Raw genomic sequence first — 22,889 nt, 5'->3', positions numbered from 1 at the left:
CCATGTCGGCAACCCGCATCGGCATATTGTCCGATGATCGCCTGCAGCAGCACTTGTTGAGTAGTGCGCTGCGGGACTTTGGTCTGAATGTAGTCGCTAATATGGACCCTCAGCGTTTGCTGTTAGGGGGGAGCAAGGTTCCAGAAGTGGATGCCTGGCTTGTCGACGTTCGCCATGAAGATGAAGATAGCGATATCGCCTGGCTAGAAAGTTTGCTTGATGCCGATGTGCCAGTGTTGATGGGAATGGGGAAAGCGCCACAAAAGCACTGCCCAACCTTCCCGCGCTGGGAAAAACGTTTGTATGCCAAACTGCGTTCGGTGCTGCGTGATGCACCTGTCGTGACTGAGGACGCCTCGGTACTGGCATCGCTGACTGGCCGGCAAACACAGAAATTGATGCTGCCAGGGGTATTTACGCAAACTGCGCAAAGTGAACCCTTGATGGTGTGGGTGTTGGGGGCTTCTTTAGGTGGGCCTGAGGCTGTCAAAGCGTTTCTGGATGCATTGCCACCTGGGTTGCCATTGGCTTTTGTCTACGCTCAGCACATTGACCCTAGGTTTGAAAGCTCACTGGGACAAACGATTGGCCGCCACTGTGATTACAACATGCGCTCGTTCGCGCCTGGCTATCGTCTGCGCAGCGGTGATGTACTGGTCGCTCCAATCAGTCAGGAATTCTGCTTTGACGTCGCAGGCATGATGGTTGATAAGGGCACGGCTTGGCCAGGGCCTTATGGACCGTCTATTGATCAGGTTATTTTAAATGTCGATCGCTACTATGGTCGACGTGCGGGGTATATCCTGTTCAGTGGGATGGGCAATGACGGTAGCGAAGCCATTGTCAGCCTGGAAGAGGATCATGGACCTATCTGGGTTCAATCCTCCGACAGCTGTGCTAGCTCGTCTATGCCAGACAGTGCTGGAGAAACTGGCCGTACCAGTTTTACCGGAGATCCATACCAGTTGGCATTACAGCTGGTGAATTTTATTAAAAACTATTGGATAGAAAGCCATGAGTCAGCTTCCTAAAGCAGAAGGCCCAGCACAGCTGAACTGCTTGTTATTGCCATTGAAAGATCGCAATATGCTGCTGCCCAACGTGACCGTCGCTGAGATTGTGCCATTCTCTCACTTATTGCCGACCAACTCCTCCGTCGATTGGATACTTGGCCGAGTTGACTGGCGCGGCGTAACGGTTCCCGTTCTGTGTTATGAAATGCTGAATAAACAGGGCGCCCCAGCCCCCAATGCCAATGCACGTTTTGCCATAATTAACGGTGTCGGTGCCCATGCACAGATGCCGTTTTATGCCTTGTTAATTCAAGGGATTCCTCGCTTGGTGCATGTTGCTGAAAATGAAATTCAGCCTGTGGAATCGATCAATCAGGGGCCATTTGATCAGCAAGCGGTGTCGGTAAACAGTGAGAATGCTGTGCTGCCTGACCTTGATAGCCTGGAACAAACTGTTCTCCGAGCAATATAACTAAATCGATAAGATAAGACATGGCGGCAATGTATATTGACGCCCCCTTTCGCTATTGGGTTCGAATTGGCTGTGTTTAGGTTAATAAAGAGAATTTGGCGTCGAGCTGAGCCAGTCCAATCATATCGCCTCAGCCCTATCGAACTTAGCGCAGCCAATAATGCCTCAGTTGTCGTGTCAGTTCCGATAGAAAAATATCGCATGAATCTGACCGCGTTCCGCGCTGACAGTAACCCCTTTGTGGCAACCCTGCGGCAATCTTGGCTGAAGTATAATGACAGCCCGCTGTATCATTTTTATCAGAGCTTTTGTCCTACCTCTGTTGCTGACCTACTGGGAATATCAGCAAGCCCGATTAGTAATGAGCCGGCAATGGCCGCTGTGATGCCATGGTGGAATAAAGACCCGCAGCAGCGGCTGCAGCAGGTGGCAGAGCAGCGACCTCATGGCTGGTTAGGCAAAGAGGCGATTAAGCTGGGGATATCGTCGGCAGACGACTTTGGCTGGCAATATTTTGGTCCGGTATCTGAAAAACTCGGTCTCTTGGAGTTTGATCGCCAGCGTCAGGTGTATGACAGCATTGCTAAACGAGGATATAAACCGCGTACGCATTTACAGGTTCATGGCGAATTTTTGGTCGATGGAGATGACTGGGTGTGGGTGAATTTGGGCGGCAAGCACAGAGTTAATGCCTTGCTGGCGCAAGGGAACGACACATTTATTGCAGCGGCCAAAGGTAAATACGGTTCTATATTTGTTCGTCGCAGAGAGGTGGCGAGTTGGCCCAATGTCGTTAATGGCTGGTATACCAAAGAGGAGGCTTTGCAGGTTTTTGACCGCATAATGGCGGGGAAAGAGTGCGGTGTAGTAAATGAGTAATAGCAAAAAAAGAATTGGCTTACTGATTACCAGTTTAAATGGAGCCGGTGCAGAACGGACCATACTGTCATTAGCCGAAGGCTTAGTAGCCTGTGGTGCCAGCGTTGATTTATATATCATTCGGGAACATCAAGATTATGACGTACCTAGCGGCGTTCGACTGATTTGCCTAGGTGCAAAAAGTCACCGTCAGGCGCGGCGTGCTTTACGACAAACGATCCTGTCACAGGACTATCAGTACGATCTGTTTGTCGCCAGTAATGCGAAGTACTATCAAGGCATTGCTGTCACCAACAAATATTGCTCAGTACATATTACCCCAACGGCTTGGATACAAGATCCGACGCAACCTTGGTGGCGGCGCTGGCGAAAAATGCTGACGTTACGGCGTAAGTTCGCCAACAAACCACTGATTGCTTTATCTGATGGTATTCGCCGTGATCTGACTGGCCCATTAAAGGTGCCAACTGCCAATGTCTCGCTGATTCCTAATCCGTTTAATGTGACGGCCATACGTGCAGCCGCATTACAGCCAGGCTCATTACCCGACGGCGACTATATCCTTTGTGTGGCATCGCTGACGGCGCGTAAGCGTGTCGCTGACGCGATAACCGCATTGGCACAAATGCAAAACAAAACTGTGAAGCTGGTTGTGGTGGGGAAAGGGCCGCTGGAAGCTGAGTTACGCACACAGGCCGAAGCATTGGCGGTCGCGCACAGAGTCGTATTCTGGGGATGGGATCAAAACCCTTATCGGCTTATGCGCCATGCTCGTTGTTCGCTGCTGGCTTCAGAGGCGGAAGGCTCTCCTCGGGTAGTGATTGAATCCCTCATTGTTGGTACCCCGGTGGTGTCAACGGACTGTCCATCTGGACCTAATGAAGTCCTGGTGGGCGACTTATCGCCCTATTTAGTGCCTGTCGGTAATCCTTTTGCCATGGCGGCGGCGTTGGATAAAGCGTTGCTATCCTACCCAGAGATCGCTGAGCAGTATCACCAACGCTTTCATATGGAACAGGTGGCAGAGCGCTATTTAGCGCTGTGTGATGGCCACTGACGGCATACGAATAACAGGATAAAGAAGAACACAAGGGAGCCAGCTCTGATGCTGGGGGCATTGCTGAGTCCGCATATAACAAAGGTTAATGCGCAATAGGCACTGGCTTGAAGTCCTGGGCTCGGTGACCTTAAGTGTCGAAGTGGCAAAACCAATGGGGTCATAAACAGCAGCCCTAGCGGTATGCCAAACCAGGCGAATGCATTGATCCAGTCATTGTGCAGGTGCATGTATCCAATGGCTGCCGGTTCCATGTAACTCGGATTGCTGAGTAACTGAGATTGGAAATAGTCATTGTGACCGGAAATGCCAACACCCAGCCAAGGATGCTGGGCAATGGCATCCAGTCCAGATCGCCACAATTCCAGGCGAATGCCGATCGAAGATGTGGTGCTGCCGCTAACGGTATTCTCCACCGCTGCCCACAGTCGGTCGGCAATGGGACTGAACATGACGGCCGCCACAGAACAGATCAGTACGCAGGAAACTGCGAGCCACCCTTTCCAAGTTAGGCGTTGTTTTAGCAAATATGCCGCCAGAATCAGTGTGGCGACCACAGCCACAGCCACGAACGGACCGCGACTAGCACTCGCAATAATGGCAGCGATACCAATCACAATGGCTACAAAATACAAGCCACTGAGGTGCCATTGTCTCGCTTGAAGAGTTTGGCTGGCGGCAAAGATACAGACAGACACCAGCACGGCAACGTCAGTGCCATAGATGATCGGCATGTCCAAAGAACCGCTGACTCGTTCCTGCCAGCCACTTTGGAAAGCGGTGAATAAAGCTGGTAGTGCCAGTGTCGCCATGGCCAGGCTCAATAGCGTGGCGAGTTGCTTGTCGCTGGTCAATTTTGTGGCGGGCACCAGCATGACAAATGCCAGCACCAACACGTGAATGCCGTAGTCTTTCAATAAACGGGCGGCATAATCAGCATCATTATTGTGGGCCAGTGCAAACACCATCACAGCGGCCGCCAGTATGCACCAGAACTCCAGCGGCCAGCGTTTGAAATGCATGCTTTGTAAGCAAAAACATCCTAGCAGTGCCAGCACCCCAGCTACATGGTACAAGGTTTTGGCACTATGATAATGAACACCAAATAGCACCAGAGCTATGGCCAGTAGTCCGCTGATACCGGTGGTTAATGATAGCGGCGGCAATTTTTTAAGGTATGACAAAACAAATCTCTTTAGCGAGCAGTGGCAGTGATGGGGACAAAGGTGATGCCATGACGACTCAACATTGCCGACCAGCTGGCGGACAACTGCTCAGTTTGCAAAGCCTGTACACTAATATCCGCACGCAACCAGCGACAAGTGAGCAAGGCGCTGCTGGCGTCGCCGATGACGCGGCAGCCAGATGGCAAAAAGGGCAATAAAAGCTCTACCGGCAAACTCGCAGGCAATGCAGTTACCTTGGTATCCAGGGGCTGCTGAGAGCGCGGATGGGCTTTATACACAGCGCCTGGTTGCTGTTCTGCCAAATTCAATAAAGCGTTAATACCACTGCCAACGGATTCGTGTGGCAGCAATACCAAGCACTGTATCTGCTGTGCTGGCACAGGCAGCTGCTGCACAAAGTGAGCCGCCAGTTGTTGAAAACACGTGTGCTGAATGGGAATCGTCAGTTGCGTACAAGGTTTATCCTGCAGCAGAGGGTGGCGCTCCGCTGGACAAAATAAATGCAGCTGCTGAATCCACCGAGAGGCGCCAATGGTGGGCGGATGCTTCCACCAACTTCCCACCCAGGCTCGTTTAGCCACCGCTTCAAGGAAGTTACTGATGCCAGACTGTGGAAACCCCAGGTAGCTGTAGCTGCCATCATCCAAATAATGACCCACTACCTTGGGTTGTTGCTGAGCAAGCAAGTGCATCAACCACTGAAACTCAAAGCGACGATCATTGCCGGTATAGACATGTTGAGGACAAAAAGCTTGCAGGCTGGACTGCAGTACTTGCTGTTGGCCGGCTCGTAGCTGGCGCGAATTTTGTTGTGATTGGCGTTTACGGGTTTGCAGTCGGATCGCACTGAAAGGGCTGCTTGTCCATTGCAATACCTGCTGCATAAATGCAGTCAATTCCCCTGTTGGCTGGTCGATCAGCCATAACTCGGCAGTGTCGTTACCGGCCAGTTGTAGGGCCATTGCGGCGGAACTCAATACATTGAGTGGCGTTGACGCGAGAAACAGATGTCGCTGCAAGGGACACTCCTGAGTCAATCATAGGGGGCTCAAACGGGCTGCATTATAAGGATATTCTTGTGTTTGCGCGCGTTTCATCCACTGTCGATTAGTAGCAGTCAACCTGGCGGTGGCAGATGATATACTCGCGTCCTGACGACAAACGCCTCAATGAGTACCGCCATGAGCACAGTGCGTATCGCCATTATTAACGATACTTCGCCCAGCCATCACTTTGGATGCTTGCTGGTTATGCAAAACCTCAGGTATTTGCTGCAGCAGCATAATATTGAAGTACTTTGGAGCTGGCCTGTTAGTACCGACTGGCGTCAGCAGCGCAAACAGTTTGAGTCGTTGCCAGAGGTTGATGCCTTTATCATCAATGGCGAAGGCACATTACACAATAATGCTAGCCGACGCTTTTCTCAGGCTTTGGTTGATTTTTGCCAGGCTTATGCACCGCACAAGCCGGTGTATTTGCTGAATGCGACATTGCATAACAACACTGCTGATGCTTATCAAACTTTATCGCTTTGTCGGAAAATCTTTGTTCGTGACCGCAATAGCCTGACCGAACTTCAGCAACATGATGTCGATGGTCAATATGCCCCGGACTTAACCTTTGCGCGACGCTTTGCAACGGAAAATGGTTCCACCCCGACCGGTGTGCTGGTAACTGATAGCGCAGTAAAACAAGACAGCGCTTGGCTCAAGGCACTGGCCGAGTCGAAGCACTATGATTTTCGTTCTATGGTGGTGGCGCATCCGGGCAATGCACGTTTTTTGCGCAGTCCGCGCCCTTATGTAAAAAATGTTATTCGCTGGTTGCTCAGCGACCGTCATTTATCGCTCGAGCCTAGCGACTATATTGCTGACATGAAGCATCATGCTTTTGTGATTACTGGCCGCTATCACACTGTGACCATGTGCTTAAAACACCGAATACCCTTTGTTACCTTGGAGTCCAACACTCCGAAGGTGAGGGCACTGCTCAATGATGTGTTTGCTGGCGGACAGCGTTCTGTTAGTCGCCAGCAAATAGAAGCCGACGATTTGGATGCGCTACGTCATTTCTCCGCTAGGGAAGTGCAGGCCATGGAGGACTTTTCGGCCATGGCTGAGCAACGCATTCAAGCCATGATTGCAGCCGTTGTAGACGATATTCGCTCGCATGTTTGAGTGCCTAACTACACCGCTGCGAATTAGGCGTGCCGCCGCAGCAGCGTCGGTACCGCGTTCGCAGTTACAGGCGCTGTTGGAGAAAATTCAGCAGCAGCTATCGGCACAGCGCTTTCAGTTAGCCTCGTTAGGTGGCGTCAATAATATTGCCATGGTGTTATTTTTTGACGGCAATGACATTCCGCACGCCATAGCAAAAATTGAGCTGACGTCGCTGGCGCAAAGGGAATGGCAGTTTATTCGTTGGCAGCAGCAATTTAATCCAGGGCTTACGCCAGATCCGTTGGCCTTGCATGAGTTAGCAGGGAGTGATTATCAATTGTTGGTCAGCCAGTATTGCCGACCATTTGATGGCAGCAACCCGGATGCCGTAAACCAGTTATTTATGCGCTTAGCGGAGCTGGCGCAGCTGCCAATGCTGTTTCAGGGGTTACCGACACTCGTCGCCGACACACCTATTAAAATGGCGCTGAGTACCTGGGTGCAAAAAGCACCTTGGCAGCAGCGGCAAACGCACTTGTCTCAGCTATTGCAACAACGGCAAGAACTGCTCGGTAGTTCTCAGGCAGATTTGTCGACTGCGCTTATGTCGTTAGCCGAGCGTTGCCAGTCGTGGCTAGATCAACAATGTCAGGGACTGGTGCACGGCGATTTTAAGTATCAAAATATGTTGTGGCGTGAAGACCAGCTGTGCTTGATTGATCTGCAATATTATTGCATTGGCAATCGTCTGTGGGACCTAGCATTTTATTATTCTAAGCACGCTATTGCGCTGTCAGATCTGTTGCCGACTCTCAGCCAGCAGTGCGATTGGGACGAGCAGATGCAGCAATCGTTTGTATTGTATTTTGCTTTAGCCTGTCTGCTGAGTGGTAAAAAGAAAGTCGCCCTGCGGGCCCAAGGTAAACTAGCCGAGGTTATGGCTGTGATCGCTCAGTGGCAGGAGTCGTCAGTTGTCTAAGTCGTTGTGCCAGTAATTCGAGATGATGTTGATCCGCTTTTTTCCAGTGCGTGTCGATGACATGCTCATCCATCAAATGACATAAAAAGCGTTGTCGTAACTGCTCATCTGGCTGCCACTGATCCAGCTTGCATAACGCCGCTTTGAGAGCGTCACTGTTGTCGGCATGCAACACCAAACCATCGATATTGTAATACGCTAACCCGAGGGTGATGACCCGTTTACCGGCCAGTAAGGCTTCTAAGCCGGTGGTCGAATTAATGGTAATAACCGCCTCACTATGGGCCACCAGATCTGCAGTTGGGACGTCTTCAATAAAGCGGGCGTCGATCTCCATTGCCGACAAGGCTCGACGTAACTCTGAATAGTCTTGTGGGCAGGCGGGATGTGTTTTGAACACCAGCTGAGGAATGTCAGCGCCAAGCTGTTTCTTGATATTAACCAACTGTTCGACCAAATCGAACATGGTGCGTATCCAGGTCGACATCAGCAGCGTTTGGCTATCGGTATTTACCTGAAACGGCACAAACAAATAGGGCTCGGTTAATTGTGCCGGACGACTGTCGCTGTATTTGAGTGTGGGTAAACGGCTGTCGCTGGGCGGCAATGAGCGATAGAACTGCGGATCTCGAGGCACAGAGTTTAAGTAGTTAATACCGCAAGGGTCGAGGCTGGTGGTACCCGGAAAGGCGCCACGTTCCAGGTACAAACATGGGATGCCTAAGTCCTTTGCTGCTGCCACCGCGATTCGCTGGCGAAACTTAAGCCCATTCCAGATCAATAAGTGTTGAATACCACTGAGCTTGAAAGCTCTTCGATAGCAGCCATACAGTACGTGGGCTTCGAGCTTCTTGAGCCATCGTAGTCGTGTTTGCCCATGTAGCTGCCCGGCAATACCTTCAGGTGTATTGAGCTTGCCACGCATGTAGTCGTCAACAATATGATCGATCAGTTTTGTTGGGCTCGGCTGCAATAACGCCGGTGTGAGGAAGTGCCGCCTAAGTTCCTTGTACCAAAAGATACAGACCTGATCGTTTGAGTGGGTATGTAAAAACTGGCTTAGCTGCTTGGCATAACGGTGATGTGTTTGCCGAGAACAAAATATGCCAATGCGCATAGCCAGCCTTCAATTGTAGTTAAACCGTCAAATGCTCCCACACCGCCAAACTGGGCTCGGCCTGATTTAGGGTGTAGAAGTGGATGCCGGGGGCTCCGCCATCCAATAAGCGTTGACACAGTTCAGTCACAACCTGTTGGCCAAATTGGCGAATGCTGTCAATATCATCGCCGTAGGCTTCCAGTTGCTTGCGAATCCAGCGAGGGATTTCCGCGCCGCAGGCATCACTGAAACGTGCCAGTTTGCTGTAGTTAGTGATCGGCATAATACCCGGGATGATGGGAATGTCCACGCCCAGAGCCTGAACCCGTTCAACAAAGTGGAAATAGCTATCAGCATTGTAAAAATACTGGGTGATAGCGCTGTCCGCACCGGCCTTTACTTTATTGACGAAGTTTTGTACGTCACGTTCAAAGTTACTGGCCTGCGGGTGCATCTCCGGGTATGCCGCCACTTCAATAGTAAAATGGTCGCCGGTTTCTTGGCGAATAAATTCCACCAGTTCATTGGCGTAGCGCAGTTCACTGCTGGCTAAGCCAGCGCCTGATGGCAAATCGCCACGTAGGGCTACGATGCGGTTGATGCCTAACGCTTGATAGTCTTGCAGCAGCTGACGCAGATCCGCCTTGCTGTCACCGACGCAAGACATATGCGGTGCGGCGCTGATACCGCTGTCTTGAATCGCCTTAACAATGGCATAGGTGCGATCGCGAGTAGAGCCACCAGCACCGTAAGTGACGGAGAAAAATTCGGGGTTGTGCTGCGCCAGTTGGTCACGTACGTGCAGCAGTTTTTGTGTACCTTCCTCGGTCTTGGTAGGGAAGAATTCGAAGCTCAGGGTAGTCATAAAATATCGCCACGGTAGGGGGCCAGCATCAGGCTACTGCCCAGGTAGCCTGATGCGTAAGCGGGTTAGTATTTGTATGCGTCTGGCTTATAAGGGCCATCAACATTCACGGCAATGTAGTCGGCTTGCTGTTGTGTCAGGCGGGTAATCACACCGCCAAAGCCTTCGACCATGTCCTTCGCCACTTCTTCGTCCAGCTTCTTCGGTAACACTTTGACGTAAATGCTTTGTGTTTTTTGCTCTGCTGGCAAATCGGCGAACTTGCGCTCATACAGATACATTTGTGCCAGTACCTGGTTAGCAAAGGAGCCATCCATGATGCGAGATGGATGGCCCGTCGCGTTGCCCAGGTTCACCAAGCGGCCTTCAGACAGCAGGATCAGGTGATCATTGCTGGCGGCATCGCGAATGACCTTGTGCACTTGTGGTTTGATTTCATCCCACTGCCAGTTTTCGCGCATATAGGCAGTATCGATTTCATTGTCGAAGTGACCGATGTTGCATACCACAGCACCGCTTTTCAGCGCTTGCAGCATGTTTTTGTCACACACGTTGACGTTACCAGTGGTGGTCACAATCAGGTCGGTGTTGGCCAGTAACTGCTTGTTGATACCATCCGAGGTGCCAGTGTTAACGCCGTTAATATAGGGTGATACCACTTCAAAGCCGTCCATGCAGGCCTGCATGGCACAGATAGGATCTACTTCGGTAACTTTGACGATCATGCCTTCTTGGCGCAGGGACGCGGCAGAACCTTTACCGACATCGCCGTAACCAACAACCAGTGCCTTCTTACCGCTCAGCAAGTGATCGGTGGCACGTTTGATGGCGTCGTTCAGAGAATGACGGCAGCCGTATTTATTGTCGTTTTTCGACTTGGTCACAGCGTCATTCACGTTAATGGCAGGGACTTTCAGTTCGCCTTTATTGAGCATGTCTAACAGGCGATGCACACCGGTGGTGGTTTCTTCGGAAATACCGTGAATAGCGTCCAGCATCTGTGGGAAGCGGTTATGTACCATCTCGGTCAAGTCGCCACCGTCGTCCAGAATGATGTTGGCATCCCAGATTTGCTCGCTGTCTTTTTCGGCACGAATGGTCTGTTCAATACACCACAGGAACTCTTCTTCGGTTTCACCCTTCCAGGCGAATACCGGAATATTGGCAGCAGCGATGGCGGCAGCGGCGTGATCCTGAGTGGAGAAAATATTACATGACGACCAACGCACCTCTGCGCCCAGGTCAACCAGGGTTTCAATCAGCACAGCGGTCTGAATGGTCATGTGGATGCAGCCCATGATCTTGGCGCCAGCCAGCGGTTGCTGGTCTTTGTACTTACGACGCAGCGCCATCAGTGCAGGCATTTCACCTTCAGCGATGTCGATTTCTTTACGGCCCCATTCGGCCAGACTGATGTCGGCGACTTTATAATCGGTAAATTGAGTCATGGTCAGAATCCTTATACGTTGGCCGCTGCTTTTAAGGCATCGACTTTGTCGGTTTTTTCCCAGGTAAAGGCGGTGAAGGTTTTGCTCTTCTTCTCGCCGTTTTCCTCGTATTCATAGGTATGTTCAAATGGCTCGCGGCCAAAGTGACCATAGGCAGCGGTCAGCTGATACATGGGATAGAGTAGTTCCAGCTGGTTTTGAATGGCGTATGGACGCAGGTCAAATACCTGGCGTACTACATTAGCCAGCTCGATGTCGCTGATCTTGCCGGTACCAAAGGTGTTGATAGAAATAGACGTCGGCTCGGCCACGCCGATGGCGTAGGACACCTGAATTTCACAGCGTTCAGCCAATTCCGCAGCGACAATATTTTTCGCCACATAGCGGCCCATGTAGGCTGCGCTGCGGTCGACTTTTGACGGATCTTTGCCAGAGAAGGCACCGCCACCGTGGCGTGCCATGCCGCCATAGGTATCAACAATGATTTTGCGGCCGGTAAGGCCAGCATCACCCACAGGGCCGCCGATCACGAAGTTGCCGGTGGGGTTAATGTGATACAGGGTATCTTCGGTCAGCCACTCGGCCGGCAACACGGGTTTGATGATGTTTTCCAGTACCGCTTCGCGCAGGTCCTTTTGATCGATGGACGGATCGTGCTGGGTCGACAACACAACAGCGTCTACCTTCGGGGTATCGCCTTCATAGTTGATGGTGACCTGAGATTTGGCATCCGGGCGCAACCACGGCAGCATGCCGTTGCGACGCAGTTCCGACTGACGCTGTACCAAGCGGTGAGCGTAATACACAGGCGCCGGCATTAGGTTAGGCGTTTCATTGGTGGCATAACCAAACATCAGGCCCTGGTCGCCAGCGCCTTGGTCTTCCGGTTTAGCACGGTCGACACCTTGGTTGATATCGACTGACTGTTTGCCAATGCCATTTAACACGGCACAGGTCGCACCATCGAAGCCGACGTCCGAGCTGTTGTAGCCAATACCGGTGATGACGCCACGAACGATGTCTTCCAGATCAACGTAGCAAGAGGTGGTGACCTCGCCTGCTACCACGGCCATGCCGGTTTTAACCAGTGTTTCGACAGCGACACGGGCGTATGGATCACGAGCAATAATGGCGTCGAGTACGGCGTCAGATATCTGGTCTGCCACTTTATCGGGATGGCCTTCAGACACAGACTCAGAAGTGAAGATGGAATATTCGCTCATAGCGTCCTCTCTAATGTAGGTCCGCGCCGGGCGCGGGGCGATAAAACAGACGGAACTGAATTTGAAAACCGTTTCTCAGTCCCAGAAATTGACTGGCGCCGACTGCAAATCCAGCAGCTTGGGCCCAATCGGTTAAATCTTCAGGCTCAAAGCCTAGCCACAAATCACCGCAAGATTCCTTCGCCCAGCTTTGCTCATGGCGACATAGGTCGGTGATTAATAAGGTGCCGCCTGCTGCCATCAACTGATACACATCAGCAAAAATGGCCTGGGGTGCTGGTACGTGATGCAACACCATATTGGCGACGGCAAAGTCCACGGCAGCATGGCCTTGCTGTACCAGCCAGTGCGGGTCGCCTAATTCACAATGCACATTAGTCAGCTGTTGCTGGCGTACGGTATCGCTTGCTTGAGCCAGCATTTGCGGCGATATATCCAGCGCCGTGACCGACTTAAATCGCTGTGCTAAAGCTGGCAGAAAGGCACCTTCGCCCGGGCCTATTTCTAATGCCGTTTGTTGGCCGCCTTGAAAATCAGCCAACAAGGTTTCCAATGCTTCGCCATATTGCTCATAGGAGGCAATCAGATCCTGTTGTTCTCGAAACGCATCGGCATTGCGAGCAAAGAACTCGGCGCAGGCGCGTGAGCGTTCCTCTAAGACTCGCTGCAGTCGCTGTTGTATCTCTGGTTCAGTCAATGCATCACTGGCATCGATAGCGATAAAGGTTGCTCGCAGCCACTGACTCCAGCTGTCTTTGCCGCTGAGTAACGGACGGCGATAAAAAATGCTGGTGCCTTCGCGCTGGGTGCTGACTAAACCCGCTTGGGACAACACCTTCAGGTGGTGACTCATACCCGACTGCTTGACGTCAAATACCTGGCTGAGTTCCAGCACACCAAATGAGCCTCGCCCCAGCAGCTTTAATATGCTCAGCCGAAGAGCATCTCCGGCAGCCTTGTGCGCTTGGGCCAAGTGTTGATGTTGTATCTGGGAGGCAGGGTGAGTCGTCATAGCTTGGCAGTGTAGGTGCTTGATGGATATATATCAAATTATTTTGATATATATTTGAGCGTGTTTCTGGACTAAGGTCACAAGCTGAGTCCAATACCTTTTTCAGACTCTTGGGGCCGGACCTTCTGGCAGGCATACTTGCTCCATCCGTCAGACAGGGAACCACTATGACAAGCACCAACTCCGCTACCGATAGCAGTGCCGCCACGGGTAAAGTTCAGGCCATGATTCACCAGTTACAGCAATCGCTAGCGTCGGTTGTTCAAGCCGAACCTGCGACCTTGCGATTGGTGATGGTGTGTTTGCTCAGTCGAGGCCATCTGCTGTTGGAAGATGCGCCGGGGTTGGGTAAAACCACGTTGGCGCGAGCACTGGGTAAGGCGTTGGCGCTGCAGATGAAGCGTATCCAATGCACGCCCGATCTGATGCCTAGTGATATTACCGGCATTAATGTCTACAACAGTGAGGAGCATCAGTTCCACTTTATGCCAGGGCCAGTATTCAGCCATTTACTGCTGGCCGATGAAATCAACCGCGCTACACCTCGTACCCAGTCAGCACTATTAGAAGCCATGGCTGAAGGCACAGTCACGGCCGATCGCAAAACCTATAACTTGCCCAAGCCGTTTATGGTGATGGCGACTCAGAACCCGGTGGAGTTCAGTGGCACATTCCCACTGCCAGAGGCTCAGCTAGATCGCTTTTTTATGCGTTTGAGTCTTGGTTATCCAACAGAAGATCAGGAAGTGGCACTAATGCTGGCACAGCAGCAGGGCCACCCGTTAGATAACCTGAAACCGTTATTTAACGAAGCGACCATTTTAGCCATGCAATCTCAGGTCGATAAAATCACCGTCAGCGATGCCATGGCGCGATACATCAGCCAGCTGGTGCGTGCCACCCGTGATCAGGCTGGAGTTAAGCTGGGGGCCAGCCCGCGCGGATCGTTGGCTTTGATGCAGGCTGGTCGTGCGCTGGCATTAATCAACGGCAAAAGTGCTGTGGTTCCGGCATTGGTGAAACCCTTGCTGGAGCCCGTCTTAGCGCACCGAATCTTGTTTCGAGATGCGGCTTTGTTAACTGCTGAAGGCCGGCAAGAGTTCTGGCAGCAGCTACTGAGCTCAGTTCCGGTGCCAGACTACGCTGGCAGTGAGCAAGCAGCGGTTAAAAAAACTGCCGATGGTGGCAATGACGCCAGCTCTGCCACATGAGCCAAGGTAACTGGTCTGCACGGATACGACCTGTGCTGGAGCAGGTGGGGCGACACGTTAATGCTCATCGCTTTTTATGGTTTATGTCGCTGGTCTGTTTTCTGATGGCTTGGAATCGCGGCATTGCCTTGCTGTACGGCAGCTTGGCATTAATGTTGGCGTTGATCGCTATCAGCTGGCTGGCTCCCTGGTGGGCGATGAGAGGTTTGCAGCTTGAGCGTCGTCAGCGAGGTGAGGCCAGGGCGGATGGTGAACTGCTATTGGAATACCAATGCCATCCACGCCGGCCTTTATTGTTTGTCAGCCTTATCGAAACCTTGAGTGGAACCCCGCAGCAGCACTTCATCCCCAGCTTACCTGCGGGGCGGCTGGCGCTAACCTATCAAAGCCCCGTGCGCGGTATCTATACCTTGCCAGACCCAGTGGTCAGTTGCGGTTGGCCGTTTGGCTTTGTTGAACGACGGGTGCAGATAGCCGCTGCCCCCTGTGAGGTTAGAGTACAGCCTAAGGTACATAACATTCGCCAATTGCCACAACCCTGCTCAGATAATCCCTTGATGGAAGGTGATGATTCACTGATGAGTCGCGGCGCGCACAGTGAGTTTGCTGGTGTTCGCCCGCACCGCCAGGGCGATAGCCTCAAGCATGTGCATTGGGCGGCTTCCGCGCGTCAGCAGCAGTTAGTGATGAGGGAGTATCACAGCTTTGATCGGCCATCTTGGTTGGTGGTGGTGGATGGTCATGCGGACAGTGATATTGGCCAAGGCACCGATTCTTTATTTGAATTCGCCATTCAAATCGCCGCCTCGGTATTGGAATTCGCTCGTAAGCAGCAATTGTCGGCCAGTTTGGTGGTGGTGGCGAAGCAGACCACGAGCCTTGATGTGCTGCCAGGCAGCGCTGATATCAATGATGCCCTATGGGCATTAGCCGCGGTTCAGGCCGATGGTAAGACAGACTATTCATCTGCCATTGCTAAAGCCGTGCAGCAGCGCCAGCAGCCACCCATATTGGTGACGATCCGAAGTGATCGTCAGCCCATTTCGATTCCTGCTTGTGGTGGTCATCTGGACATTGTTTATGCCGCACAGAGTTTTGATTTACCGTTGGCTAATTATGAGCAGGGCTGGCGTCAATTGAGTGCTGAGCATTGGCGTTTGCATTTACATCAGCTCAGTAAGCTGCATCAGGTACTGTCGTTATGATTCATCGTCAGGCGGTATTGTTTTGGCTGGCATTACAGCTGGCACTCGTGACTGGCGCTGCCCTAACGACTTTGTTTGGCATTGCTATCGGCGTGCTGAGCGGGTTGCTAGCAATGCCTGCGAATATCTTTGTGTTGCAACGTGCCTGGCGCCAGCGTGAGCAAATTGAAACCAATAAACCATTGAGTGACGGCCTTGCCGTGGCAGGTCTGTTGGCTTTCTTGGCGTTGTTGTTCAGCGCGAACTTATTGTCTGCGCTGAGTGTTCTGTTGGTCATGATTCAACTGGCATTGGGCAGCATTACACGAAGTTATCGGCAGTATTATCTGTTGCAGTTGGTGAGCTTTATCTTGTTGTTAACCGGCGCTGCCGAAGCTACCAGCGGTAGTTATTTGCTGGTGATGATGGCTTACACCTTGTTGGCTTCATTTTCGTTGAGCGAAGCTTGGCTGGATCGCGATGCCAGTAGCGGTGCTATAAAAGGGCCAGGCATTCAACCGAGATTACGTGTGGCAGGGAAAACCATGCTGCTGGCGGTGCTAATTTATTTTCTAATACCTAGGCTGGCCCCGCTGAACTGGGGTGGTTACCAATCCGACAGCGGTGATTTTTATCATAATGAGCAATGGCAATCTGAAGCGCGCCAATCCGTCGATCGCCCACAGGAAAAGCAGCGTAAGTCAGACGTAGAGCGCACAACTCAGGAAGGCTATCAGGAGCTGAATGACATCACCGAGTTGTCAGGTTTTGGCGGTGACGAGTACCAATATACGGGCTTTAACGAGTCATTTGACGTACGTGATGGCGATCGCTCTGGCCAGGTTGATCTAAATGCCATCGTCGCGCGCATGAAAGCCAGTCGTGGCAGTTATCTAAAGGTACGCACCTTCGATACCTTTGATGGTATTCGCTGGTCATCCAGTAGCGAAGATATTTCGCGCAAGTTACGCACCGACGGCCGCGGCAAAGTGCAGTTACGACCGGGCAAGGGCGAGTATCAGCAAGTCATTGAAATTGTGCAGCCGATGACCGCTTGGCTGCCCGTTGCAGCAGACCCAGTAGCCATTTGGTTGCCGTCCAGCAGTGTGGCATTGGATCAGTACGGCCATCCATTGTTACCTGCCCCCCTATCTGCTGGCACTCGCTACACAGTACTGTCTAGCGATGAGCGCATCGATCAACGGCCGGTATCTCATTCGGCCGCACCAGATAGCTTTGATATCCAGTTGCCTAAGCCATTTGATTCTCGTATTCATCGCTTGGCTAGAGAGGTCACTCACACTGCGCAAACACCGTATCAGCAAGCCGTAGCCCTAGAGCAGCATTTGCGTACTCAATATGACTACAGCTTTGACTCGATTTTGCAGTCTCAGGGACAAACGCCACTCGACCGTTTCTTATTTGAAGACAAGCGTGGACACTGCGAATACTTTGCCAGTGCTATGACCATTATGTTACGCAGCCTTGGTATTCCAGCGCGATTGATTACTGGCTTTAGCGCCAGTAGCCAAAATCCGCTCACCGGTTATTACGAAATTCGCGCCATTGATGGCCACGCTTGGACCGAAGCCTGGATTGATGGACGTTGGGTCACATTTGAACCAACGGCCTATTATCAAATGCCAACACCGCAGTCGAGCCTTTTTGCCGGTGAACAAATCCAGCAATATGCCGAGGATGTGGTTCGTCGCAGTCAGCTGGCGAATGATGAATGGTCATTGACAGGGTTGGTCAGTGGGCTTTGGATACTGATCTACAGCCTGTTGGTGATTCTGCTGGCGGCGCTTAAATGGCTAACACTGGGGCTGTGGCCGCTATGGGCATTGGTGGCTGTGGTGTGCACCCTAGGCTACTGGCAGCGCGCGCACTGGTGGCCCATGGCTGTGGCTCGCTTTAGTCAGTGGAAGTTAAAGCGCTATCAACCGAGCGATGCACAATCAGCCCAGTATTATTATCTGTTTCACCTACAGCGGATCGCAATGCTGCATGGTATCGAACGTCCGCCTTGGCAGACGGCTGATGAATGGGCGCAGCGATTACCTTCCGATGCCTTACAGCAGTTGGTTGGGGCTATTGGTGCCTCGTTATATGAGCAAGCTGATGCTGACTTAGCGCAGTGGCAACAGTGGGCGTTGCAGGCGGCAGAGCAATTGCTAAATACAGAATCTATCACCTGATTAGGGATAAGTGATTATCAATGGATGGTTTAACAAACTAATATTTTCTTCTAGTCAAATCTAGGAGGCTTAATATGAAAGGTATTAGAAAACTGTTGGGTTCTATAGCTGCAGTAAAAGAAGCTTTAGAGAGCAAGAATAGCGACTGTAACTATAAAGATAACTACTACGGTGATCGAGTATGTCGCTGAGTAGCGATGTTGGCAGGTAAAGCACAGACAGGCCGGTGCCTGTCTGTGTGTCAGTTCGCTTACAGCGGAACTATGTTCTCAGCCTGAGGGCCTTTGGCTCCTTGGGCAATTGTGAACTGAACTGCCTGACCTTCATGCAACGTTTTGAAACCGTCGCCAGTGATGGCGTTGAAGTGAGCAAAAACGTCTGGGCCGGATGGCTGCTCAATAAAACCAAAACCTTTAGTTTCGTTGAACCACTTCACGGTGCCTTTGATAGTAGACATAATAGATATCCTGAGTTTTAACAATAAAGTGCCCTGCGGGCGGAAACGCTTAGAAATATAGGCTGGAACTTAGAAACTGCAGGACGGTGTATTACGAGTAAAACAGCGAAGTGAAGGATATAAATTGAAGTCTTTTCTCTAGCTGAATCCACCATACGTAGATCATTCACTAAAGTCCAATGTTTTTTTATTTTTTGGCTGTCTCGCCTGTCAGCTTCTGCAGGTAAGAAAAATGGGTTCCTTTTGATCTCGATAGAAAGCCATCTAACTCTTTGTTTTTGCGGATAATTCTGAAAATTCATGATTATATCCTGTTGTAGGACTGGCGAGGCTTACTATTGCTATCTCGGTTTATCAACTTAGTTGTATGGACTGGATGCACCACAAGAACTTCTTTTGGGGTGAGAATCACTAGCGAGCGCTGGTTGTTGATTCGGATGGATACGCTAGCTCATCATTGAATGCCCCATCTATTTGCTTATTTACACAGATAAGCGAGGGTTCTCAGCTGATGATTTTTATAAGCTAAATTGGTTGATCGAGTGTGATAATGGTTTTTGTTATGGTGGATCTTGGTTTTTTTGTATTAGAAATTTTCCTGAGTCTGATGGTGTCGATTTCTTGGTTGTTTCGATTTTTTCCTCGGTGTTTTTGCGTACGCGATAGAATTTAAAAACCGATAATAAAGTTGGGTTTTTATTGATGCTTCAATACTAATGCATGAATTAGAATGTCACTGTAAAAATTGGCTGTTGTGTGCCTGTTATGTTGGCCTGATTGGGGAATCAGAGATTTCTCAGAGTACCTTCATAAACCAACAAACTTGGAAGAAACGCACATGAGCTTAACTGAAGAATATTTCCGCACCGCTGGCTTTGTTCCTACCAGGCGCGAAACTCTGAATCTACACAATGATCTTGATATTAGTATTTATAACGAGATTCCCAAAAATATCATTCAAGAGGCGTCGGGTCATGTTGATAATGTGACCGCCGTTACTGGGCAGCTGATTACTTCTGGCGGCTTAAGCTCTGATGAGAAGAATATGACGGCTATTACCGCTTTGTGGGTGCAGCACGTTACTATCGGTATCGCCAAACAGCATGGTTGGACAACGGCGATGCTAGCAGACCCAGAGCGTGTCAATTCGCTCGAGTATTGGGGTTATACCTTGCAAGCAATAACCCAATACACACCTTGGGTGGTGCCTTACTACCGCACTTATGAAAACTACAACAAAGAACTGCATTCTGGCGAAATTAATCTGGCGCAGATTATCTCCACCGTTATTCAGGTGGCATTAGGCACCGAAGCCGCTCAAAAAATGAGTGCATTGGCTGAGATTATGCAGTCTACGCAAAATGTAGGCGTGGAGAATGTTGCTACCTTCTTCTGGAACCATAAATACGAGCACCACGAGCAAAGCAAAGTTTCTTTCAGTCCTATTGTTCGTGACACCAATGGCCGTTGCGAAATGTCCTTTGCTTATACCTTTATGAGCTACACCCAGGAAGACTGGCGTAGTTTGTTTGTGCAAAGCCATTATGAAGACTTCCAACTGATCGTGAGCTCTATTGGTATCAAGTTCTATCCATCGATCTGGGACATGAGAAAGTCCACGGTTGAAAATCGTATGCAGCCTTGGCTGGACAATGTCAACTCAGCCCCTCTGGGTTAACGTGTCATAATAAGGGAGCGCTTGCTCCCTTATTTATATCTGGAGCGATATTATGAGCACTATTTCAAGTGGGCTGAACGTACTCAGCTTTGCTGATAACTTAACGTTAGATGAGCAAGTAGCCACTATCTCTACCCAGGCGGCCATCTATCAAAAGGCCGTTGAATTTGTCAACTTACGCCATGCAGACGTCAACGACCCATCAACTTATCGCACCGATGTTTGGTGGGATTCGGTACGAGATTCCATTAATAGCTTAGGTTTTCCATGGTTGATGGGAAATATCGATGGTAGCAGCATACACCGAGAGTTTTATCCGCCGGTGAATGTGGCAGAAAAACTTCGAGAAATCATGCAAGCTTATATTCCCAATTTTTCCGATGACCAGTTGCAAGCACTTATTCGACTGCTAAATGCTGGCCAGCAAAGCGATGGTGCAACGGATTGCATGAACTTTTGGAATAATAATTGGCGCAGCAATAATGAATTTATTGCCGTGGGAATGGGTCCTTCGTGGAAAAATACGGCTTATAATCGTTTAGAAACCTATATGACGTTCTTTTATGTGTCATACCAGGGTGGAGAATGGCCAGGCTTGTTTAGTGATAACCATCAGCAAGAATTAGAAGTCCATGCCGGTTGTTATCATATCAGCTTTTATCTACAGCAGTTCCAAGACCCTCAGGCACAGTACGTCATTAAAACCATTCTAGGCGGCAGCATAGAGGATAGAATCCGAAATGCGCCGCTAGGATAACGCCGCAGATAATGACAGCGTGTCAACGGCAATCAAATAAGTGAGTGCCAGCTTTGTTTGATTGCCTGATCAATCGAATCAGGTGAGCCATTGCATGATATTTGGCAGTTTATCAGGGCCGTGTGTCAGTAGCGCAAAGACCAGCATGCTTATCAAACTAGTCATTAATACTCGCCGTGTGATTAACGCCAATAGGATGGCGGTAATGGCGCCGATCAGATAAGGGTTTTGATACGACAGGGCTAACTCCTGCTGCTTAATAAATACCAGGGGTGCCCAAATGGCGGTTAACACGGCGGGAGCACAGTGACTCATAAACTGCTGAAACTCACTGCTAAGCTTGAAATTGATGACTGGGGATATCAGTACATAACGACTGGCAAACACCAAAAGCGCCATAGCAATAATACTCAACTCGATCATCCCTGTGCCTCCGCCTGAGATTGTGTGCCTTGTGTTTTTTGTACTAGGTAACCGGCAGCCATGGCGATCAGTACGCTGATTAGTAACGCGGCGGGCAGTTGCCAGTAAGTCAGCGCTACTGACAACACCAGTGCGACAACAACAGTGGTAAAGCTGGCTGACGTTCGTATTGCCGGAATGGATAACGCAATAAAAGTCGAGGCGACGGCAAAGTCGAGCCCGAGCTCATCTAGGTTGCTGATAGATTGGCCGGCAATAATGCCCAGTGCTGTCGACAGATTCCAGCACAGATAAAACGACAGCCCTGCCGCTAATGCGTAGTGACGGTCGAAAGGGGTTTTGTTGGCGCTTAATACAAACAGCTCATCGGTTAATAAAAAGCCTAGGCTATAGCGCCAGCGTGCCGGTAACGGCTGTAATTGCTGGCGTAAGGTCAGGGCATACAGCAAGTGACGGGCGGTAATTAGTGCCACGGTTAACAACAGCACCACTAAGCCGCTGCCAGCGGCCAGCATGCCGGTGGAAACAATCTGGGCAGAACCTGCGAAGACAAATACCGACATGGCCTGAGCCTGCCAGGCGCTAAAGCCTGAATCTATGGCGTAAGACCCGGCCAATACCCCCCAGGGTAAGACCGCCAAATTTAATGGCATCATGGCAACAAGGCCGCGCAGCCATGAGGTTCGTGTGGACATTCTGTTACTCCTAGAAAGTCGCTGATTAGAGTACGCAAGACTGGTACTGCCCGGGTGTAGCTCCCATGGCACGTACAAAATGACGGTGCAGATGGCTTTGATCGTGAAAACCGCATTCTTGCGCCACCTGGGTGCTGGGCAGCCCCTGGCGCAGCAATTGTTTGGCGCGACGCAAACGCACTTGCACCTGATAAGCATGGGGCGGTAAACCAAACTGCTGCTTAAAAGCGCGAGCCATATGGTAAGGGCTTAATGCCGCTAATTGTGCTAGTTCCTGCAGGGATACATCGGCACAGGGATGCTGATCGAGAAAGTCTTTCACCCGCAGTAACTGGCTTAACGCGCGGCCGCGTTTGGCTACTTGAGGTCGGCTGCGAGCATGGCGACTGATCAACTGCTGCAGTGCCTGCAGCATCCATGTTTCACGCTGTAGCCGACTGCAATAGGGATCGCTACTGGCCTGTAAGGCTGTTCTAAGGGCATTGGCGAGTTGTGGGTCGAACACCACGGGTAGCGGGAAATAAGGGGTAGATTCGCGCCCTTCGGTCATGGCTAGGGTGAGTTCGCCGAGTTGTTGCGGTAACGGGTATAGCGCCTGATAGGCCCAGCCGCCATGGGTTTCAGCATGACCATCATGTATGTCGTCGGCATTGACCAGAATGATGGTGCCGGTGGGAGCAATGTGCTGACTGCCACTGCGATAAAAGCTTTGTGCACCTTCTTCAATGACGCCAATGGTAAAGCCCTCGTGGCTGTGCTTGCCAAAGGTGCGGGTTTGGTAACGGGCGCGCAATAGCTCCAGGCCACCGAGCATGTCGCTGTGGTGATAGTGAGCAAATTCGCTATGTGCTGTGGCTTGGGTCATGGCGGCACGTCCTGACGACTAGTACACA

The 22,889-nt window shown here is 50.9% G+C and carries 22 protein-coding genes; 11 read left to right on the top strand and 11 right to left on the bottom strand.

Annotated elements, in window-relative coordinates:
- Positions 1 to 2: 2 nt before the first annotated feature.
- The 4 genes from AC55FS_RS00475 to AC55FS_RS00460 all read left to right on the top strand — a co-directional run bounded on the left by AC55FS_RS00475 (position 3) and on the right by AC55FS_RS00460 (position 3,421).
- The gene (locus tag AC55FS_RS00475; RefSeq protein ID WP_496934101.1) at positions 3 to 1,031 is read left to right on the top strand and encodes a chemotaxis protein CheB; all 1,029 of its coding nucleotides are present in this window, start codon (positions 3 to 5) and stop codon (positions 1,029 to 1,031) included.
- Positions 1,015 to 1,485 carry a chemotaxis protein CheW gene (locus AC55FS_RS00470; protein ID WP_496934100.1) on the top strand — a complete coding sequence of 157 codons (471 nt, stop codon included), beginning with the start codon at positions 1,015 to 1,017 and terminating at the stop codon, positions 1,483 to 1,485. The genes AC55FS_RS00475 and AC55FS_RS00470 overlap by 17 nt, the downstream gene beginning before the upstream one ends.
- A gap of 372 nt (positions 1,486 to 1,857) precedes the next feature.
- Positions 1,858 to 2,364, top strand: coding sequence for a hypothetical protein (locus tag AC55FS_RS00465; RefSeq protein ID WP_496934099.1), 507 nt, complete (start codon positions 1,858 to 1,860; stop codon positions 2,362 to 2,364).
- Entirely contained in the window at positions 2,357 to 3,421 is a 1,065-nt protein-coding gene (locus tag AC55FS_RS00460) for a glycosyltransferase (RefSeq protein ID WP_496934098.1), read from the top strand. The genes AC55FS_RS00465 and AC55FS_RS00460 overlap by 8 nt, the downstream gene beginning before the upstream one ends.
- Here AC55FS_RS00460 and AC55FS_RS00455 read toward each other — a convergent pair.
- A complete protein-coding gene (locus tag AC55FS_RS00455; protein ID WP_496934097.1) occupies positions 3,394 to 4,605 on the bottom strand; it encodes an O-antigen ligase family protein in 1,212 nt (403 codons plus the stop codon). The genes AC55FS_RS00460 and AC55FS_RS00455 overlap by 28 nt on opposite strands.
- An 11-nt stretch (positions 4,606 to 4,616) precedes the next feature.
- Positions 4,617 to 5,627 (bottom strand): hypothetical protein, encoded by a 1,011-nt coding sequence (locus AC55FS_RS00450; RefSeq protein WP_496934096.1) that lies wholly within the window; start codon positions 5,625 to 5,627, stop codon positions 4,617 to 4,619.
- 162 nt (positions 5,628 to 5,789) lie between these two features.
- Between AC55FS_RS00450 and AC55FS_RS00445 the strand changes: the two genes are divergently transcribed.
- Positions 5,790 to 6,785, top strand: coding sequence for a polysaccharide pyruvyl transferase family protein (locus AC55FS_RS00445; RefSeq protein WP_496934095.1), 996 nt, complete (start codon positions 5,790 to 5,792; stop codon positions 6,783 to 6,785).
- Complete coding sequence (locus AC55FS_RS00440) at positions 6,778 to 7,746, top strand: phosphotransferase (protein WP_496934094.1); 969 nt, start codon at positions 6,778 to 6,780, stop codon at positions 7,744 to 7,746. The genes AC55FS_RS00445 and AC55FS_RS00440 overlap by 8 nt, the downstream gene beginning before the upstream one ends.
- On the opposite strand, the gene AC55FS_RS00435 is transcribed toward AC55FS_RS00440, so the two are convergent.
- From AC55FS_RS00435 to AC55FS_RS00415, 5 genes are all read right to left on the bottom strand, one after another.
- Positions 7,703 to 8,863, bottom strand: a complete 1,161-nt coding sequence (locus tag AC55FS_RS00435) for a capsular polysaccharide export protein, LipB/KpsS family (RefSeq protein WP_496934093.1) — start codon at positions 8,861 to 8,863, stop codon at positions 7,703 to 7,705. The genes AC55FS_RS00440 and AC55FS_RS00435 overlap by 44 nt on opposite strands.
- Positions 8,864 to 8,882: 19 nt before the next feature.
- Positions 8,883 to 9,710 carry a methylenetetrahydrofolate reductase [NAD(P)H] gene (gene metF / locus AC55FS_RS00430; RefSeq protein WP_496934092.1) on the bottom strand — a complete coding sequence of 276 codons (828 nt, stop codon included), beginning with the start codon at positions 9,708 to 9,710 and terminating at the stop codon, positions 8,883 to 8,885.
- Positions 9,711 to 9,775: 65 nt separating this feature from the next.
- Positions 9,776 to 11,158 carry an adenosylhomocysteinase gene (ahcY, locus tag AC55FS_RS00425; RefSeq protein WP_496934091.1) on the bottom strand — a complete coding sequence of 461 codons (1,383 nt, stop codon included), beginning with the start codon at positions 11,156 to 11,158 and terminating at the stop codon, positions 9,776 to 9,778.
- A gap of 11 nt (positions 11,159 to 11,169) precedes the next feature.
- On the bottom strand, positions 11,170 to 12,381 hold the full coding sequence (gene metK, locus AC55FS_RS00420; protein ID WP_496934090.1) for a methionine adenosyltransferase: 1,212 nt from the start codon (positions 12,379 to 12,381) through the stop codon (positions 11,170 to 11,172).
- A 10-nt stretch (positions 12,382 to 12,391) separates the two neighbouring features.
- Complete coding sequence (locus tag AC55FS_RS00415) at positions 12,392 to 13,393, bottom strand: ArsR/SmtB family transcription factor (protein ID WP_496934089.1); 1,002 nt, start codon at positions 13,391 to 13,393, stop codon at positions 12,392 to 12,394.
- Positions 13,394 to 13,560: 167 nt separating this feature from the next.
- Between AC55FS_RS00415 and AC55FS_RS00410 the strand changes: the two genes are divergently transcribed.
- From AC55FS_RS00410 to AC55FS_RS00400, 3 genes are read left to right on the top strand one after another with little or no spacing between them, the layout of a single operon-like run.
- Entirely contained in the window at positions 13,561 to 14,604 is a 1,044-nt protein-coding gene (locus AC55FS_RS00410; protein WP_496934088.1) for an AAA family ATPase, read from the top strand.
- Positions 14,601 to 15,809, top strand: coding sequence for a DUF58 domain-containing protein (locus AC55FS_RS00405; protein ID WP_496934087.1), 1,209 nt, complete (start codon positions 14,601 to 14,603; stop codon positions 15,807 to 15,809). Before AC55FS_RS00410 ends, AC55FS_RS00405 begins: the two co-directional genes overlap by 4 nt.
- Positions 15,806 to 17,986: a transglutaminase TgpA family protein gene (locus AC55FS_RS00400; RefSeq protein ID WP_496934086.1), complete on the top strand. Its 2,181-nt coding sequence runs from the start codon at positions 15,806 to 15,808 to the stop codon at positions 17,984 to 17,986. The genes AC55FS_RS00405 and AC55FS_RS00400 overlap by 4 nt, the downstream gene beginning before the upstream one ends.
- A gap of 250 nt (positions 17,987 to 18,236) precedes the next feature.
- Here the strand turns inward: AC55FS_RS00400 and AC55FS_RS00395 are convergent, their stop codons facing one another.
- The gene (locus AC55FS_RS00395; protein WP_496934085.1) at positions 18,237 to 18,443 is read right to left on the bottom strand and encodes a cold-shock protein; all 207 of its coding nucleotides are present in this window, start codon (positions 18,441 to 18,443) and stop codon (positions 18,237 to 18,239) included.
- Positions 18,444 to 19,281: 838 nt separating this feature from the next.
- On the opposite strand from AC55FS_RS00395, the gene AC55FS_RS00390 reads away from it, so the two are divergent.
- Both AC55FS_RS00390 and AC55FS_RS00385 read left to right on the top strand, forming a co-directional pair.
- Positions 19,282 to 20,121 (top strand): hypothetical protein, encoded by an 840-nt coding sequence (locus AC55FS_RS00390; protein WP_496934084.1) that lies wholly within the window; start codon positions 19,282 to 19,284, stop codon positions 20,119 to 20,121.
- Between the two features lie 52 nt (positions 20,122 to 20,173).
- The gene (locus tag AC55FS_RS00385) at positions 20,174 to 20,878 is read left to right on the top strand and encodes a hypothetical protein (RefSeq protein WP_496934083.1); all 705 of its coding nucleotides are present in this window, start codon (positions 20,174 to 20,176) and stop codon (positions 20,876 to 20,878) included.
- A 78-nt stretch (positions 20,879 to 20,956) separates the two neighbouring features.
- On the opposite strand, the gene AC55FS_RS00380 is transcribed toward AC55FS_RS00385, so the two are convergent.
- Genes AC55FS_RS00380 through AC55FS_RS00370 form a run of 3 tightly spaced genes read right to left on the bottom strand, consistent with a single transcriptional unit; the run spans position 20,957 to position 22,861 of the window.
- The gene (locus AC55FS_RS00380) at positions 20,957 to 21,301 is read right to left on the bottom strand and encodes an AzlD domain-containing protein (protein ID WP_496934082.1); all 345 of its coding nucleotides are present in this window, start codon (positions 21,299 to 21,301) and stop codon (positions 20,957 to 20,959) included.
- A complete protein-coding gene (locus AC55FS_RS00375; protein ID WP_496934081.1) occupies positions 21,298 to 21,996 on the bottom strand; it encodes an AzlC family ABC transporter permease in 699 nt (232 codons plus the stop codon). Before AC55FS_RS00375 ends, AC55FS_RS00380 begins: the two co-directional genes overlap by 4 nt.
- 25 nt (positions 21,997 to 22,021) lie before the next feature.
- Positions 22,022 to 22,861 carry a helix-turn-helix domain-containing protein gene (locus tag AC55FS_RS00370; protein ID WP_496934080.1) on the bottom strand — a complete coding sequence of 280 codons (840 nt, stop codon included), beginning with the start codon at positions 22,859 to 22,861 and terminating at the stop codon, positions 22,022 to 22,024.
- Between the last annotated feature and the right edge of the window lie 28 nt (positions 22,862 to 22,889).

Source organism: Bacterioplanes sp. CLAM21 (assembly GCF_059641015.1).
Note: the sequence above shows the minus strand (reverse complement) of the source record. Positions and strands in the feature narration are given on the sequence as shown.

What these genes read in the sequence shown, in the direction of transcription:
- AC55FS_RS00375 (WP_496934081.1), bottom strand. Translation starts at nt 21,996, where the DNA reads ATGTCCACACGAACCTCATGGCTGCGCGGCCTTGTTGCCATGATGCCA.
- AC55FS_RS00370 (WP_496934080.1), bottom strand. Translation starts at nt 22,861, where the DNA reads ATGACCCAAGCCACAGCACATAGCGAATTTGCTCACTATCACCACAGC.
- AC55FS_RS00460 (WP_496934098.1), top strand. Translation starts at nt 2,357, where the DNA reads ATGAGTAATAGCAAAAAAAGAATTGGCTTACTGATTACCAGTTTAAAT.
- AC55FS_RS00395 (WP_496934085.1), bottom strand. Translation starts at nt 18,443, where the DNA reads ATGTCTACTATCAAAGGCACCGTGAAGTGGTTCAACGAAACTAAAGGT.
- AC55FS_RS00435 (WP_496934093.1), bottom strand. Translation starts at nt 8,863, where the DNA reads ATGCGCATTGGCATATTTTGTTCTCGGCAAACACATCACCGTTATGCC.
- AC55FS_RS00385 (WP_496934083.1), top strand. Translation starts at nt 20,174, where the DNA reads ATGAGCACTATTTCAAGTGGGCTGAACGTACTCAGCTTTGCTGATAAC.
- AC55FS_RS00445 (WP_496934095.1), top strand. Translation starts at nt 5,790, where the DNA reads ATGAGCACAGTGCGTATCGCCATTATTAACGATACTTCGCCCAGCCAT.
- AC55FS_RS00380 (WP_496934082.1), bottom strand. Translation starts at nt 21,301, where the DNA reads ATGATCGAGTTGAGTATTATTGCTATGGCGCTTTTGGTGTTTGCCAGT.
- AC55FS_RS00465 (WP_496934099.1), top strand. Translation starts at nt 1,858, where the DNA reads ATGGCCGCTGTGATGCCATGGTGGAATAAAGACCCGCAGCAGCGGCTG.
- AC55FS_RS00415 (WP_496934089.1), bottom strand. Translation starts at nt 13,393, where the DNA reads ATGACGACTCACCCTGCCTCCCAGATACAACATCAACACTTGGCCCAA.
- AC55FS_RS00400 (WP_496934086.1), top strand. Translation starts at nt 15,806, where the DNA reads ATGATTCATCGTCAGGCGGTATTGTTTTGGCTGGCATTACAGCTGGCA.
- AC55FS_RS00470 (WP_496934100.1), top strand. Translation starts at nt 1,015, where the DNA reads ATGAGTCAGCTTCCTAAAGCAGAAGGCCCAGCACAGCTGAACTGCTTG.
- AC55FS_RS00390 (WP_496934084.1), top strand. Translation starts at nt 19,282, where the DNA reads ATGAGCTTAACTGAAGAATATTTCCGCACCGCTGGCTTTGTTCCTACC.
- AC55FS_RS00440 (WP_496934094.1), top strand. Translation starts at nt 6,778, where the DNA reads ATGTTTGAGTGCCTAACTACACCGCTGCGAATTAGGCGTGCCGCCGCA.
- metF (WP_496934092.1), bottom strand. Translation starts at nt 9,710, where the DNA reads ATGACTACCCTGAGCTTCGAATTCTTCCCTACCAAGACCGAGGAAGGT.
- AC55FS_RS00405 (WP_496934087.1), top strand. Translation starts at nt 14,601, where the DNA reads ATGAGCCAAGGTAACTGGTCTGCACGGATACGACCTGTGCTGGAGCAG.
- AC55FS_RS00410 (WP_496934088.1), top strand. Translation starts at nt 13,561, where the DNA reads ATGACAAGCACCAACTCCGCTACCGATAGCAGTGCCGCCACGGGTAAA.
- ahcY (WP_496934091.1), bottom strand. Translation starts at nt 11,158, where the DNA reads ATGACTCAATTTACCGATTATAAAGTCGCCGACATCAGTCTGGCCGAA.
- metK (WP_496934090.1), bottom strand. Translation starts at nt 12,381, where the DNA reads ATGAGCGAATATTCCATCTTCACTTCTGAGTCTGTGTCTGAAGGCCAT.
- AC55FS_RS00475 (WP_496934101.1), top strand. Translation starts at nt 3, where the DNA reads ATGTCGGCAACCCGCATCGGCATATTGTCCGATGATCGCCTGCAGCAG.